Annotated in this window: 13 protein-coding genes and 1 pseudogene; 5 read left to right on the top strand and 9 right to left on the bottom strand. The window is 60.4% G+C overall.

Annotation, left to right across the window (positions count from 1 at the left end; genetic code table 11):
- Positions 1-164: 164 nt before the first annotated feature.
- On the top strand, positions 165-1,097 hold the full coding sequence (locus tag BZL43_RS09630) for a DMT family transporter (RefSeq protein ID WP_095632098.1): 933 nt from the start codon (positions 165-167) through the stop codon (positions 1,095-1,097).
- Here BZL43_RS09630 and BZL43_RS09625 read toward each other — a convergent pair.
- On the bottom strand, positions 1,060-2,223 hold the full coding sequence (locus BZL43_RS09625; RefSeq protein WP_095632097.1) for a YbfB/YjiJ family MFS transporter: 1,164 nt from the start codon (positions 2,221-2,223) through the stop codon (positions 1,060-1,062). The genes BZL43_RS09630 and BZL43_RS09625 overlap by 38 nt on opposite strands.
- 104 nt (positions 2,224-2,327) lie before the next feature.
- Here BZL43_RS09625 and BZL43_RS09620 point away from each other — a divergent pair, with 104 nt between their 5' ends.
- Positions 2,328-3,221: a LysR family transcriptional regulator gene (locus BZL43_RS09620; RefSeq protein WP_095632096.1), complete on the top strand. Its 894-nt coding sequence runs from the start codon at positions 2,328-2,330 to the stop codon at positions 3,219-3,221.
- A 139-nt stretch (positions 3,222-3,360) separates the two neighbouring features.
- Positions 3,361-3,492 carry a PA1414 family protein gene (locus tag BZL43_RS28545; RefSeq protein WP_256580670.1) on the top strand — a complete coding sequence of 44 codons (132 nt, stop codon included), beginning with the start codon at positions 3,361-3,363 and terminating at the stop codon, positions 3,490-3,492.
- 185 nt (positions 3,493-3,677) lie between these two features.
- Here the strand turns inward: BZL43_RS28545 and BZL43_RS09615 are convergent, their stop codons facing one another.
- From BZL43_RS09615 to speB, 6 genes and pseudogenes are all read right to left on the bottom strand, one after another.
- Positions 3,678-3,929, bottom strand: coding sequence for a phosphopantetheine-containing protein (locus BZL43_RS09615; protein ID WP_095632095.1), 252 nt, complete (start codon positions 3,927-3,929; stop codon positions 3,678-3,680).
- Between the two features lie 55 nt (positions 3,930-3,984).
- Positions 3,985-4,458 (bottom strand): annotated as a pseudogene (locus tag BZL43_RS09610) (MBL fold metallo-hydrolase); the annotation flags it as partial.
- A 113-nt stretch (positions 4,459-4,571) separates the two neighbouring features.
- The gene (locus tag BZL43_RS09605; RefSeq protein ID WP_095632094.1) at positions 4,572-5,951 is read right to left on the bottom strand and encodes a sodium:solute symporter; all 1,380 of its coding nucleotides are present in this window, start codon (positions 5,949-5,951) and stop codon (positions 4,572-4,574) included.
- Positions 5,952-6,141: 190 nt separating this feature from the next.
- A complete protein-coding gene (locus BZL43_RS09600; protein ID WP_095632093.1) occupies positions 6,142-7,653 on the bottom strand; it encodes a cytosine permease in 1,512 nt (503 codons plus the stop codon).
- A gap of 51 nt (positions 7,654-7,704) precedes the next feature.
- On the bottom strand, positions 7,705-8,127 hold the full coding sequence (locus BZL43_RS09595; RefSeq protein WP_095632092.1) for a nuclear transport factor 2 family protein: 423 nt from the start codon (positions 8,125-8,127) through the stop codon (positions 7,705-7,707).
- A 9-nt stretch (positions 8,128-8,136) separates the two neighbouring features.
- Entirely contained in the window at positions 8,137-9,087 is a 951-nt protein-coding gene (speB, locus tag BZL43_RS09590; RefSeq protein WP_095632091.1) for an agmatinase, read from the bottom strand.
- A 361-nt stretch (positions 9,088-9,448) separates the two neighbouring features.
- On the opposite strand from speB, the gene BZL43_RS09580 reads away from it, so the two are divergent.
- Positions 9,449-10,342 (top strand): LysR family transcriptional regulator, encoded by an 894-nt coding sequence (locus tag BZL43_RS09580; RefSeq protein ID WP_095632090.1) that lies wholly within the window; start codon positions 9,449-9,451, stop codon positions 10,340-10,342.
- A gap of 4 nt (positions 10,343-10,346) precedes the next feature.
- Positions 10,347-10,940, top strand: coding sequence for a tRNA-uridine aminocarboxypropyltransferase (locus tag BZL43_RS09575; protein ID WP_095632089.1), 594 nt, complete (start codon positions 10,347-10,349; stop codon positions 10,938-10,940).
- A gap of 121 nt (positions 10,941-11,061) precedes the next feature.
- Here the strand turns inward: BZL43_RS09575 and BZL43_RS09570 are convergent, their stop codons facing one another.
- Positions 11,062-12,426 carry an HlyD family type I secretion periplasmic adaptor subunit gene (locus BZL43_RS09570; protein WP_095632088.1) on the bottom strand — a complete coding sequence of 455 codons (1,365 nt, stop codon included), beginning with the start codon at positions 12,424-12,426 and terminating at the stop codon, positions 11,062-11,064.
- A 209-nt stretch (positions 12,427-12,635) separates the two neighbouring features.
- Positions 12,636-14,795: a type I secretion system permease/ATPase gene (locus BZL43_RS09565; protein ID WP_095632087.1), complete on the bottom strand. Its 2,160-nt coding sequence runs from the start codon at positions 14,793-14,795 to the stop codon at positions 12,636-12,638.
- Between the last annotated feature and the right edge of the window lie 72 nt (positions 14,796-14,867).

The following is a 14,867-nucleotide window of genomic DNA, read 5'->3' as shown; positions in this document are numbered from 1 at the left end:
GTCGTAAAATCAGAAATTGTGGTGCATCAGGCAGACCACGTTAACTGGATTCAGACTGCTTCGCAGCCGAACGCAGCCTTCGGCAGCTGCTACAAGGAATGCATCACGGTGGAAGTTGTTTACTGTCGAGTCACTGCCATGGATTGTGTTATCGAGGTGTTCCGGTGAGCGCCAGCCGGCGTAGCGCCGATGGATTTGCCCTGCAAGTGATGGTCGGGCTGTGCCTGATCTGGGGCGTGCAACAGGTGATGATCAAGTGGGCCGCGCCTGATATTGCGCCCGTCATGCAAGCAGCGGGGCGGTCAGGCATTTCCGCGTTACTCGTGGGATTGTTGATCTGCTGGAAGGGCGGCTGGGATCAGGTCGGCAGCACCTGGCGCGGCGGTTTGCTGGCGGGTGCGTTGTTTGGCCTGGAGTTCTTCTTCATTTCCGAAGGCCTGCAATTGACCACGGCCGCGCACATGTCGGTGTTCCTTTATACCGCGCCGATCTTCACCGCGTTGGGCGTGCATTGGCTGCTGCCCAGTGAGCGTTTAAGACCGGTGCAGTGGTTGGGGATTGTTCTTGCCTTCATCGGCATTGCCATCGCGTTTACCGGTGGCGTGTCGTGGGACAACCTCGACCACCGCATGCTGATGGGCGATGCTTTGGGCGTGCTGGCGGGCGCATCATGGGGCGCGACCACTGTTGTAGTGCGCGCCTCGCGTTTATCGGAAGCGCCGGTGACTCTGACGCTTTTTTATCAGCTGATCGTCGGCTTCGTCGGCCTGCTGTTGATCGCGATCCTCAGCGGGCAGGTCACTCATGTCAGCCTGACCACGGTTGCCGTGGCCAGCGTGCTGTTCCAGGGATTGGTGGTGTCGTTCTTCAGTTACCTGACCTGGTTCTGGCTGCTGCGTCGTTATCTGGCAGCGAACCTGGCGGTGTTTTCGTTCATGACGCCGTTGTTCGGCGTCACATTCGGCGTGGTGCTGCTGGGCGAAGAACTGAGCCTCAACTTTGTGATCGGCGCGGTGCTGGTGCTGCTCGGGATCACTTTTGTGAGCGCAGAGCAGTGGGTCAGCCGTCGCTTGCGCAAAGCACTTGGGCAACCCTGATCGGGCTCAACAATAAACCCCCCGCGATGATCAAACCGCTGCCGGCGATCAGCAAGGCGGGTTGCAAGCCACCACTGAAGTGACTGCTCAGCGCCGCCAGCAAGGGCCCGCTGAGCTGACCCACGGCGAAGCACGCGGTCAGCAGCCCGGCGTTGCGCTGGGTGGCATGGGGCGCCAGCTCCAGGGAGCGCTGCATCACCAGTTGCATGCAAGCCAGGAACGGTCCGCCGCACAAGATCACTCCCAACGCCAGGCCGGCACCGCTGCCCAACAGGCAGGCGAAGACGCCACCCGCCTGCAACCACAACGTTGCCATCAGCCAATGGCGAGTGGCATTCGGGTTGTGCCGACGCAGGCTCACCAACACCACCCCGATTGCTGCCGCCAGGCCGAAGCATGGCCAGAACAGGTCGGCTTGCCATTGCCCGTGGAACTGTGCGCTGGCCATTTGCGAGAGGAAAGTGGCCGGAATGATGTAGCCCAAACCGTATAACCCGTAAATCACCGGTAAACGTCCGACACCTTGGGCGCCCGATGTGGCAGCAGGCGTGGTCGCCATAACAGGCGCAGCCGGTTGCGGCAGAAACGGCAGAATTCCCAAGAGCATCACCAACCCGACTCCGGCATACACCAGCCACAACGTCGCGGACGTCTGACCCAGCAGGTTCGAGCCCAAGGCCAATAATCCTGTCAGAAGAATCCCCAGACCCGGCCCGGCAAAGACCAGGGCGCCAAGCCGCGGACGACCGGCCGCCGCTGCCAGCGGTTGACTCAGTGCAGTAATCATCACCAAGACCCAGGCGCTGGCCACGCCTGTGCCGAAACGCAATGCCAGATGCCACCAGAATCCGTTGGCCCAGAACGAGACCAGAGTCAGCAGCACACAGAGCCACAAGCCGCCGAGCAAGCGTCGACGAACCTGGCCGGGGCGACGAGCGAACATCGCGTCCACCGCGCCGACGAAGTAGCCCAGGTAGTTGGCGGCGGCAATCAGACCGGCGGCAGTCAGGTCGATCAGGCCTTCGCTGAGCAAGTGCGGCAGTTGCGGGGTCAGGGCGAAACGCCCGATCCCCATGGCCATCATCAAGGCAATAAAGCTGGCGGTTAAGCGGATCAGAGGGGACATGGTCGCAGTTCCGTTTCGAGGATCAATGACCGTCAGGCTAGGACTGATTGACTTTCTTTAAAAATGAATAATAGTGAGAAACTTGTTCTGGTTTGGAGAATTGCGTGGAATTCAGCCAATTGCGGATCTTCCAGGCGGTGGCGCAGGAGGGCTCCATTACTCGCGCTGCTGAACGCCTGCATCGTGTGCCGTCCAACCTGTCGACCCGGCTCAAGCAGCTTGAAGAGCAACTCGGTGTCGAACTGTTCGTACGTGAGCGTCAGCGCTTGCAGTTGTCACCTGCGGGAAAAGTCCTTTTGGACTACACCGCCAAGCTGTTCGCTTTACACAACGAAGCCCACGCGGCGGTGCAGGGCGGGCAACCGGCCGGGGATTTCGTCCTCGGCACCATGTACAGCACCGCCGCAATTCATCTGCCGGAGTTGTTGGCGCGATATCACCGCAGTTACCCGGCGGTGAACCTGCAAGTGCAATCGGGGCCCAGCGGCGAATTGCTCGAAGGTTTGCTCACCGGGCGTCTTGATGCGGCGCTGGTGGACGGACCGCTGGAACTGGCCGGGCTCGACGGCGTGCCGTTGTGCGATGAACGGCTGGTATTGATCAGCGAGGCCGATCATCCGCCGGTACGCAGCGCGCTGGATGTCGAAGGACGTTCGGTGTTTACGTTTCGGCAGGGGTGTTCCTATCGGATGCGTCTGGAAGCCTGGTTTGCCCATGACCATGCGGCCATGGGCCGGGCGATAGAGATCGAGTCTTATCCGGGAATGCTCGCCTGCGTGATTGCCGGCTCCGGCGTGGCGCTGATGTCGGAGTCGATGCTCGCGAGTCTGCCGGGGCGCGAAAGTGTGGCGGTGCACCCGTTGGCCGAGCCGTTCGCCAGCGCGACCACTTGGCTGATGTGGCGCAAAGGCATGGTCGGGGCCAACCTGAATGCGTGGATCGAACAGCAGCAGGCGGTCTATCCGTCGACAGCCATTCAGGCCCAGGCATTTGCTTGAACTAACGGTCAGGGATTTGGATCAATTCAGTAACAGATCATTGCGATGTTGGACGAGCATTGCATAGGACTTCGGACTATTATCAGTGCGAAGGGGCAACAGAACTTCAGCCGCTCGGCACTACCCTGAAGGGGGCACCATGAAAGAGAAAATCCAAAACTGGCTGCATGACCTGGGTGTCGCACTCGGTTTGATCGAACCGCCTCTGCAACCCGTGCCCATTCGCACTGACGACGAACAACGTCGCCGCCAACAGCAGCGCCGCCGGTAAATCTGTCAAATCACCTGTGGCGAGGGAGCTTGCTCCCGCTGGGGCGCGCAGCGGCCCCGTTCATCGCCACAGAGGTGGATCAAGTCGAGCACGGATGCAGCTTGCGATCGCTGCGCAATCGAGCGGGAGCAAGCTCCCTCGCCACAGAGGTCATTCGTCATATCGGTGGTATCTGACAACCCGTCTCAATACCGCCCGATCTCTATCAAAAACCGGCTCAAGTCATCGACAGTCGTAGCGGTCTTGAGCATCCGGTCTTCTTCGGCGGTAAACGCTGTCAGTCCCAACTGATCCTCTAGATGGAAGATCAGTTCTTCAATATCTTCTTTATCCAGTCCCAACTGCATCAGGTTGGAGTTGTCGTCAAAGTCATGCTGATTTTCCAGCAGGCGGCTGATGAAGCGGTGCACGGCTGTACGAACGGCTGTTCTGGTCATGGTTGTTCTTCGAGGGCGTCATTATTGTTATCCCTGGTGCTGAGTACAGCAGGCTTCAGGCGTGCCGACGCTGCCACTCGTCTATCATCGTGCGTAAATACTCCCCGGAAAAACTGCCGAAATGCCCGCCATGCACGGTGCGGATCGGTAGTGCGCGCAAGCGTTGCAGGCTGCGGGCGTAGTCATCGAGATTGGAGTGGTACGCGTCTTCGATCAGTGGCCCGTCGTAAATGATGTCGCCGCTGAACAGGGTTTCGGTCGCCGCTTCGAACAGGCTGATGCCGCCCGGTGAATGCCCCGGCGTGTGCAGCACTTGCAAGACCCGATCACCGAGATCAAGCACGTCGCCTTCTTCAATAAAACCGGTGGCCGGCGCGGCTTTTACCCGGTATTCGGCGTAGCACAGCGGGCAGTCGGGATGAGCCTCGAACATGTCGTCGCCGACGAAAGCCCTACTCAAAGTATTTTCACCATCCGGAGAAGCCAGAATCTGCGCTTCGGCCGGGTGCACCAGGCGTTCCGGGAATTCGCCACTGATCGCGGCTGACGATCTTCATAAGCAGATTCCTTCAGGCGAAAAAAAACGGGTGTGGCAACCGACGCCACACCCGTCGAAGAAAGCATCAAGTCGTTAAGGAAAGCTTAGATCGCGCTTGCTACCACGGCCGGGCGACGGGACAACAAGCTGACCACCACGAAACTCACCAGGCCTACGGCAAGGCTGTAGTAAATCGGGGTGTTGGCGTCCATACCGTCCTTGAACATGAACACCAGCGCGGTGACAAAGCCCAGGGCCATGCTGGTGATCGCGCCGGCCGTCGTGGCGCGTTTCCAGTAAATGGCACCTATCAACGGGATCAGCATGCCGCCCACCAACAAGTTGTAGGCCAGGGTCAGTGCGCTGATCACATCATTGACCACCAGAGCGATGCCCAATACTGCAATGCCGGTCAGCAGGGTAAACAGGCGATTGACGCTCACGTTCGACTGTTTACCGCCGCGCAGTTTCGGCAGCAGGTCTTCGGTCAGGGTGGTGGATGCGGCGAGCAGGCCGGCGCTGGCGGTGGACATCATGGCCGCCAGTGCAGCAGCGATCACCAGGCCGCGGATACCGTCCGGCAGGGACACTTTGACGATGGCGGCAAAGGCATTGTTGACGTTGTCCAGATCCGGAATCAGCACATGAGCAGCCATGCCGATCAGCGCACACACCAGGCCGTAGACAATGCAGTAAATCCCGGCTGATGTACCGGCGTACCTGGCGACTTTTTCGCTTCGTGCGGTGAATACCCGTTGCCAGATATCTTGACCAATCAGGATGCCGAAGAAGTAGATCAGGAAGTAGGTGATGATGGTGTCCCAGCCGATGCTGGTGAAGTTGAAGCTGGCGGCCGGCAATTGGGCAACCAGTTGATCCCAGCCACCGACACGGTACAGACAGATCGGCAGCAACAGGAACATCAGGCCCACGGTCTGGATCCCGAACTGGACGATGTCGGTCAGGGTCAGGGACCACATGCCACCGATGGTCGAGTAGATCACCACCACACCGCCGCCGAGCAGCACCGAGAGCCAGAACGGCAGACCGAAAAGCACTTGCAGCACAGTGCCGATCGCCAGGATCGAGGTCACACCGATCATCAGCGCATAGGCCAGCATGATGGTTGCGCTCGCGGTACGAGCCATTGGGTTGTAGCGCTTTTCCAGCACCTGGGTAACGGTGAATACCTTCAGTTTCAGCAGCGGTTTGGCCAGGAACAGGTTCAGCGCGACGATCCCGCAACCCAGGGCGGCGCACAGCCAGAAACCGGAAATGCCATGAACATAGCCCAGGCGCACGGTGCCGACGGTGGACGCACCACCCAGAACGGTAGCGGCCATGGTGCCCATGTAGAGACCAGGGCCGAGGTTGCGACCGGCGACCAAATAGTCTTCGTGGGTCTTGGCCTTGCGCATGCCAAAGTAGCCGAGCACCAGCATCGCGGCGGCGTAAATGAGAACGACGAATAAATCCAAAGCCATGATGGCGATTCTCCGATTGTCTTTTTTATGGTGAGGCGAAAATCAATCTTTGTGGGAATACCAATTCCTGTGGGAGCGAGGCTTGCCCGCGATGGCTGCGCTGCGGCCCATCAGGCAGACCGCGTCATCGTTCTTCGCGGGCAAGCCTCGCTCCCACAGGTAATGCGTTGACCACAGGTAATCCGGTGAATCAGGCAACTTGACGCATCGCCGGTTTACCGAGCGAATCAGTGCCCTTGCTGCGTGCATCGGTCGGGCCAAACACTTCCCGCGGTTCCGGGAACAGGCTCAGCAGCGTCAGGTACACCACGCAAGCCAGGCCCAGCGTCACCGGCAGGGAGATGTCGATGCCCCCGGCCAGATCGCCCAATACGCCGACAAACTGCCCCGGCAGGTTCACGAAGCACAAACCCACCAGCGCACTTGGGATCCAGGCACCCAGGCCGCGCCAGTTCCAGCCGTGGGTGAACCAGTAACGGCCACCTTTTTCGCCACGGGTGAACACTTGCAGGTCATCCGGGCAATAGAAGCCGCGACGCACCAGCAGGCCGATGATCATGATCACCATCCATGGGGTGGTGCAGGTGATGATCAGCACGGCGAAGGTCGACACGCTCTGCACCAGGTTCGCCGCAAAGCGCCCGATGAAGATGAACGCAATCGACATCACGCCGATCAGCAACGTTGCCTTGACCCGCGACAGCACCCGCGGGAACACGCTGGACATGTCCAGCCCGGTGCCATACAGCGAAGTGGTGCCGGTGGACATGCCGCCAATCACCGCAATCAGGCACACCGGCAAGAAGAACCAGCTCGGCGACACCGCCAGCAGACCGCCGACGTAATTGTTGGCCGCGATATAGTCCGGTGCCTTGATCGCCACGATGGTGGCGGTGGCGAGGCCGAACAGGAACGGGATGAAGGTGGCGATCTGCGAGATCACCACGGCGGCCATGATCCGGCGCTTGGAGGTGTCACGCGGGATGTAGCGCGACCAGTCGCCGAGGAACGCGCCGAAGGAAATCGGGTTGCTCATCGCTACCAGTGCCGCGCCGATGAAGGCCGCCCAGAAACCCGGTTGACCGAGGCTGACGCTGCCGGCGTAGTTCACATCGAAGGGACCGGCGAAAGCGAAGATGCCCAGCAGGAACAACAGGCTGGCGCTCCACACGGCGATTTTGTTGACCCACAGCAGGAAGCGGAAACCATAGATGCACACCGTCAGCACCAGAATCGCGAACAGACCGTAGGCCAGGCCTAAAGTGAAGTCGGTTTCCGGCAGGCCGATCAGGCGTTTCGCGCCACCGATCAACGCATCGCCCGAACTCCACACCGAGAGCGAGAAGAAGGCGATGGCGGTCAGCAGCGACAGGAACGAACCGACGATTCGCCCGTGCACGCCGAAGTGCGCACCGGACGACACGGCGTTGTTGGTGCCGTTAAGCGGCCCGAACAAACCCATCGGCGCAAGGATCAGCGAGCCCAGCAATACGCCCAGCACAATTGCCCAGATGCCCGCCTGGAAAGACAGGCCAAACAGTACCGGGAAACTGCCGAGCACGGCGGTGGCAAAGGTGTTGGAACCGCCGAAGATCATCCGGAACAAGTCCGTTGGGCCGGCGGTGCGTTCATTGTCCGGGATCTGTTCGACCCCGTGGGTTTCGATTTGCGTAAGGCTTTGGTCTTTGTTGTTGTTATTCATGATCTGCTCCGATCATAAAGGCGCGCTCATCGTGCGTGAGCGTCACTTTGGCTAAGGGGGTGGCAGCCCTTCCGGCATTGCGGATAAATGTTCGTGGCAGGCCAGCCATAGGCCTTGTTGTTCTTGGCCAGACGCTTGTTTCTTGAAAACAATCGTCTCGCGCTCCTGGCTGAAGTGTTGCTCCCCTTGCATGCGCAGCTCGGTGGCCACGTCATGGATGAAAATTGCCACGTCACCTTGCAGGCTGACGAAGGCGTTGCTCGAGGTGCATGACAGCACCTCGAAGCCATCCTCGGCGCGCCAGCTGTCCCACAACGCCTGATAGGCATCGCGCGACAGCAAGGGCTGCTCGAGGGTGTAGAACACGAAACTGGCGTCGGCGCTGAATGCGCCGAAGTAGGCTTCGCGATCGTTACGGGCAAAGGCTGACACCAGTTCTGCGGCGGCGTTGAGTACCTGATCACGTTCGTTCATGACCGATCCTCAGCGATGAACCACGCCCGGCAATGCGCAGAGCATTTCGTACAGCAGGTTGGCGCCCAACAATGAAGTGTTACCGGTGGTGTCGTACGCTGGCGAGACTTCCACCAGATCGCAGCCGACCAGATCGAGGCCTTGGCAGCCGCGCACGATTTCAATCGCCTGAATGGTCGTCAGACCGCCGATTTCCGGGGTGCCAGTGCCGGGTGCCCAGGCCGGGTCGATGCCGTCGATGTCGAAACTCAGGTACACCGGACCGCCGCCGACTTTCTCGCGAACTTCGGCCATCAGCGGCGCCAGGGATTTGTGCCAGCATTCTTCAGCCTGAACCACACGGAAGCCTTGATTACGGCTCCAGTTGAAGTCGTCAGCGGTGTAACCCTGCGCGCGCAGGCCAATTTGCACCACGCGGTCGCAATCCAGAAGACCTTCTTCTACGGCGCGACGGAAGGTGGTGCCGTGGGCGATCTTCTCGCCGAACATGTGATCGTTCACATCGGCGTGCGCATCGATGTGCACCAGGCCGACCTTGCCGTGCTTTTTGTGGATGGCACGCAGAATCGGCAGGGTGATGGTGTGATCGCCGCCGAGGGTCAGGGGGATCACATCGTGTTCCAGGATGTTGTCGTAGGCTTCTTCAATGATCCGCACGGCGTCCAGCAGGTTGAACGTGTTGATCGCCACGTCACCGATGTCGGCAACCGACAGCGAGTCGAACGGCGCGGCGCCGGTGGCCATGTTGTACGGGCGGATCATCACCGATTCCGCACGGATTTCACGCGGACCGAAACGGGTGCCGGGGCGCAGCGATGTGCCGATGTCCAGCGGGATGCCGATAAAGGCCGCGTCCAGGCCGGCGGCGGAGGGCAAATGGGGAAGTCGCAGCATGGTGGCGATGCCGCCGAAGCGCGGCATTTCGTTGCCGCCCAGTGGTTGGTGAAGAATCTTGTCCACGGGTAAGGCCTCATCGTCGTTGTTTTATTTATGTCGGTTGCACGCTCGGGGAGAGACGGGCACCGCTGTGGGCCGATTCTGCGAAATGCAGTGGCCGGGAAGAATCGCTACGGGCAAATACTTAGTTCAGATTTTTCTAAACTAATGGGCGCGGCGGCGATAGACTTGCAGTGCTCATGTAGCAGCTGCCGAGCCTGCGAGGCTGCGTTCGGCTGCGAAGCAGTCGTAGAACCTGAGCACGAGGACTACCTGAAACACCGCGTTGCCTGATTTCACGACTGCTTCGCAGCCGAACGCAGCCTCGCAGGCTCGGCAGCTGCTACAGGCGTCATCGTCTGCGTGTTTTCTGCTGGAGTCCCCCATGGCCAACGCTTTACCCGACCTGAAACTATTGCGCATCTTCGTCAGCGTGGTCCGCCATCAGGGGTTCGCCAACGCCCAGCAAGAGCTCAACCTCTCGACCTCGGCCATCAGCACTTACATGAGCCAGCTCGAAGCAGCCCTGGGCCTGGTGCTTTGCCATCGCGGTCGCGGTGGTTTCAGCCTGACCAGCAAGGGCGAGTTGTTCCATCAGGAAACCCTGCGTCTGTTGGCCGAACTCGAAGGTTTCGAACAATACGCCGCAGCCCTCAAAGGCGAGCTGCGCGGCACCTTGAACCTGGGTGTGATCGACTCCACCGTCAGCGACAAGGCCTTACCCTTTGCCGAGGCCATCGGTGCCTACAGTCAGGAGCACCCGGCGGTGCATTTGCATCTGTCGGTGATGAGCCCTTACGAGCTGCAACTCGGCGTGCAGGACAACCGCCTCGACCTGGCCATTGGCGCCTTTTCCACGCGCATGAGCGGTCTGGTCTACATGCCGCTGTACCGCGAGCAACACTGGCTGTATTGCAGCAGTCGCCATCCGCTGTTCACCGAGCGGCGTATTCCCGAGCAAGTCATCACCCAGCAGCGCATGGTCGGTCGCGGCTATTGGAGCCAGGCCGAACTGGCCCGCCACGGTTTCAAGCACAGCGCGGCGACTGTGGAAAGCATGGAGGCCCAGTTGATTCTGGTGCTGTCCGGCGCTTACATCGGTTACCTGCCGGAGCACTACGCCCAAGCCTGGGCCGACAAAGGGGATTTGCGCGTGTTGCTGCCAGCGACGTTCGGTTATCAGGCTCCGTTCTCGATGATCGTGCGCCGTGGCCGCAGCCGCGAACCGCTGATCCAGACTTTTCGCGATTTGCTCAAAGCACAGCTCAATCAGGTTTGAGAACATGTCCAGAATCCAATGCCCACGCTGCCTGCGTCCACAAACTCACTGCCTGTGCCCGCTGATCCCGAGCCTCGACAGCCGCACCCGGGTGCTGTTGTTGCAACATCCGAGCGAAGTGAACCATGCGCTGAACACCGCGCGGTTGGCAGCATTGGGGTTGAAGAATGCCGAGTTGATTGTTGGCGAAGTGTTCGCGGATTTGCCGGCGCTGTTGAATCAGCCGGGCTATCAGGCGCGGTTGCTGTTTCCTGCCGACGAGGCGCAGCCGTTGCAAACTTACACCACCCATGATGAACCGCTATTGCTGGTGGTCCCGGACGGCACCTGGCGCAAGGCGCGCAAAATGCTGCACCTCAATCCGCTGTTGGCGGCGTTGCCCAGGGTGACATTGGCCGAGGGTGGGGTGTCCCGTTATCGCCTGCGCAAGGCGCCGGGGCCTGGGGCGTTGTCGACGGTGGAGGCGATTGTGCAGGCGTTGCAGACGCTTGAATCACCCGTCAGTTTTGAGCCGTTGTTAAAACCGTTCGAGGCGTTGATCGAGGGGCAGATTGCGGCGATGGGGGAGGAAACCTACCAAAAAAATCACGGGCGATGATCGTTCCCATGCTCTGCGTGGGAATGCATCCAGTGACGCTCTGCGTCACATCCGGAAAGGGACGCGAAGCGTCCCGGGCGACATTCCCACGCGGAGCGTGGGAACGATCACTGATAAGCGATCAACGCTCGCGCATCGCCTCAGTCCGCGCTTTCAACACCGGTTTAAGCAGGTAATCCAGCACACTTTTCTCCCCGGTAATAATGTCCACGGTCGCTATCATCCCCGGAATGATCAGCAACGGTTTCGCATCCCCGCCCAAGTGATTCTTATCGGTGCGCACCTGTATCAGATAAAAGCTGTTGCCCTTGTCATCGGTGATGGTGTCCGCCCCGATCAGCTCCAGCTTCGCACTCAGCCCGCCGTAAATCGTGTAGTCGTAAGCGCTGAACTTGACCATGGCTTTCTGGCCCGGATGCAGGAAGGCCACGTCTTGTGGCCGGACTTTGGCTTCGATCAGCAGGTTGTCTTCCAGCGGCACGATTTCCACCATGTCGTTGCCCGGCTGGACCACGCCGCCGATGGTGTTGACCTTCAGCATTTTGATGATGCCGTGCACCGGTGACACCACAGTGGTGCGCGTCACCCGGTCGTCGATGGCAATGCTTGAGGCAGTGATTTTCGACAGTTCGGTGCGTTTCTCATTCAGCTCTTTTGCCGCGTCCGAACGGAAGGATTGTTCGGACTCGTCGATCTTGCTTTTGATCTCATTGATGGCCGATTCGGCACGGGGAATCGCCAGGGTCGTGGCGTTCAGCGAGCCACGGATTTCCACCGCGCTGCGTTTGAGTCGCAGGATTTCCACCGGCGAAACCGCACCGGTGCCCACCAGCGGCGCCGACATGTTCATCTCTTGTTGCAGCAGCGCCAGGCTGGAACTGAACTGCCCTTGTTTGGAACGGAACTCCGCCAGTTCTTGAGTTTTCTGCCGAAGTTGTTCGGTCAGCGTGCGCTGCTCGCTGGCCAGTCTGCGCTGGCGTTGTTCGTACAGCGAGCGTTCGTCCTCGGCCACTTGCGGCGCCTTGGCGATCACTTCCGCGGACAGCTTGAACGGCCGACCTTCCGCTTCGGCGGACAGCCGTTCGACTTGTGCGGTCAGCGCATAGCGGTCCGCTTCGCTTTCACCCTTGTTCGACAGAAATCGCGTGTCATCCAGGCGCAGCAAGGTGTCGCCCTTGTTCACCATTTGCCCTTCGCGCACGAAGATTTCCGTGACGATGCCCCCCTCCAGGTTCTGGATCACTTGAATCTTGCTTGACGGAATCGCCTTGCCTTCGCCCGTGGTGACTTCCTGCAACACCGCGAACTTCGCCCAGACCAGCGAGGTGATCAGCAGCGCCGCCGCCAGCCACACGGTGATCCGCGACCAGCGCGGCGAATCTTGCAACGAGGCACCAGCGGTTTCCGGCATGAATTCGCTTTCGGCACTTTTGCTGAAACTGCCCAGGTAGCTTCGGGCCGCTGAATCCGGTGTTTGAGCAGACATGGGCGATACCCGTCAGTTAGAGAAATAAAGCCAAACCCAAACCTGTGGCGAGGGAGCTTTGTGGCGAGGGGGCTTGCCCCCGTTGGGTCGCGAAGCGGCCCCAAAGCCATTCACCCCGTTGTATCAGGCCGATCGAGCTAGCAGGTTTACGACTGCTTCGCAGCCGAACGGGGGCGAGCCCCCTCGCCACAGTTCATGTGTCAGTGCCCCTAAACTGTCGCCGAGCCGACACGGCCCTTGCGCAGTGCATCGATGACCGCTTCTTTGGGGCCGTCGGCGACGATTCGCCCGTTGTCCAGCACCACCAACCGGTCCACCAGGCTGAGCATCGAGGTGCGATGAGTGATCAGCAGCAGGGTTTTGCCCTGAATCCAGCCGTGGAGTTTTTTTCGCAGGACGTCTTCGCTGCTGTTGTCCATGGCGCTGGTGGGTTCGTCGAGCAGCATGATCGGCGGGTCGAGCAACAACGCGCGGGCCAGCAACACCGCTTGGCGTTGACCGCCCGACAGCAGCTGACCGCGCTCGCCCACCGGCCGATCGAAGCCCTGGGGATGCTGACGAGCCAGCTCGGTGACGCCGGTCAGTTCAGCGACTTCGAGCATTCGGGCATCGCTGATGTAACGCGCGCCGAGGGTCAGGTTGTCCCGAAGGCTGCCGGCCAGCAATGGCAGGTCGTGGGCGACGTAACCGATCTGTTGACGCAGGTCGGCGACATCCAGTTGCCGCAGGTCCAGGCCATCGAGCAGCACCTGGCCTTCTTCCGGCGTATAGAAACCCATCACCAGCCGCGCCAACGTGCTTTTGCCCGAACCGCTGCGGCCGATGATGCCAACCCGTTCGCCGGGTTTCATGCTGAAGCTGACGTTGGCCAGCGCAGGAGCATTTTGGCCGTTGTAGTGGAACGTCACGCCGCTGACGTCGAGTGCGCCTTGCAGTTGCGTGCGCTCCAATGGCCGCTGTTTGGCGTCACGCTCCTGCGGCAACGACATCAGCGCATCGGTGCTTTTCATGGTCAGTTGCGCTTGCTGATACCGGGTGATCAGTCCGGCGATTTGCCCCAGCGGTGCAAGCACGCGGCTGCCGAGCATGTAGGTCGCCACCAGCGCGCCGACGCTGAGGTTGCCGGCGATGATGCTGTAGACCCCGGCGATGATGGTTGCCATGCCGCACAATTGCTGAATGAACAACGTGCCGTTGGTGGCCAGTGCCGAGAGGTTGCGTGCATGGCTGTCGAGGCGGGTGAGGGCGCCGTGGGTGCTTTCCCATTTGTGCTGGCGTTCGCTTTCGGCGCTGCACGCCTTGAGGGTTTCCAGGCCACCGAGGGTTTCGATCAGCAGGGCCTGGCGTTCGGCGCCAAGGCTCAGACTCTTGTGCACCGTGTCGCGCAGACGCGCCTGAATCACCATGGCAAAAATGATGGTGATGGGGAAAGCCAACAGCGGAATCACTACCAGCCAGCCACCGAGCAGGCCGATCACTACCAGCATCAGCACCGCGAAGGGCAGGTCGATCAGGCTGGTAAGTGTGACGGCAGTGAGAAATTCCCGCAGGCCCTGAAAGTCATGAATGCTCTGGGCGAAACCACCGATAGTCGCCGGCCGCGCTTTCATCGCCATGCCGGTGATGCGTTCGAACAAGGTCGCCGAAAGAATCACGTCGGTTTTCTTCCCGGCGGTGTCCAGCAAGTGCGCGCGAACCACCCGCAGCACCAGTTCGAAACCGGTGCCGATCAGCAAGCCGATCGACAGCACCCACAAGGTTGAAGTGGCCTGGTTCGGCACCACCCGGTCGTAGGTCTGCATCACGAACAGCGGCACCATCAGCCCCAGCAAGTTGATCAGAAAACTCGCCAGGATTGCATCGCTGTACAACCACTTCGATAACTTCAAGGTGTCGCGAAACCATGCCTCGACTCGCGGCACCAGCGGTGCGCGCAGGTCTTCGAGTTCATGTCGAGGCCGGGCGAACAAGGCTTGGCCGCTGTAGTTGGCGGCCAGCTCGTCCGTGCTGACCCATTGTTCTCCGCCGTCGGCTTCGCTCGGCAGAATCAGTGCCTGACCGTCATCGCCGAAGCGACGCAGGATCGCGCAGCGGCCATGGTTGAGGATCAGCATCACAGGCAGGTTCAGCGCGCAAATCTCCCCCAGTTCACGGCGCAACACACGCGCCTGCAAACCGGCCCGGGCCGCTGCGCGCGGCAGCAGGTCCAGGCTCAAGCGTTGGTGTGCCATTGGCAGCCCGGCACTCAGGCTGGCGCGACTGACCGTCGCGCCATGAAGTTTGCAGAGGATCAACAGACCGTCCAGAAACGGGTCATCGAAGCTCAGACGCGGATCGACGCCAATGTTGCCGGGTTCCATGCTGGTCACTTGATCGCTCCTGTTGAACCGTGGCAATGGATACACATCTCCCTGTAGGAGCTGCCGAAGGCTGCGATCTTT

The sequence above is a fragment of the Pseudomonas sp. PICF141 genome (assembly GCF_002286815.1).
Lineage (GTDB): Bacteria > Pseudomonadota > Gammaproteobacteria > Pseudomonadales > Pseudomonadaceae > Aquipseudomonas.
The sequence above is the reverse complement of the archived record's forward strand: the minus strand, read 5'-3'. Positions and strand labels throughout refer to the sequence as shown.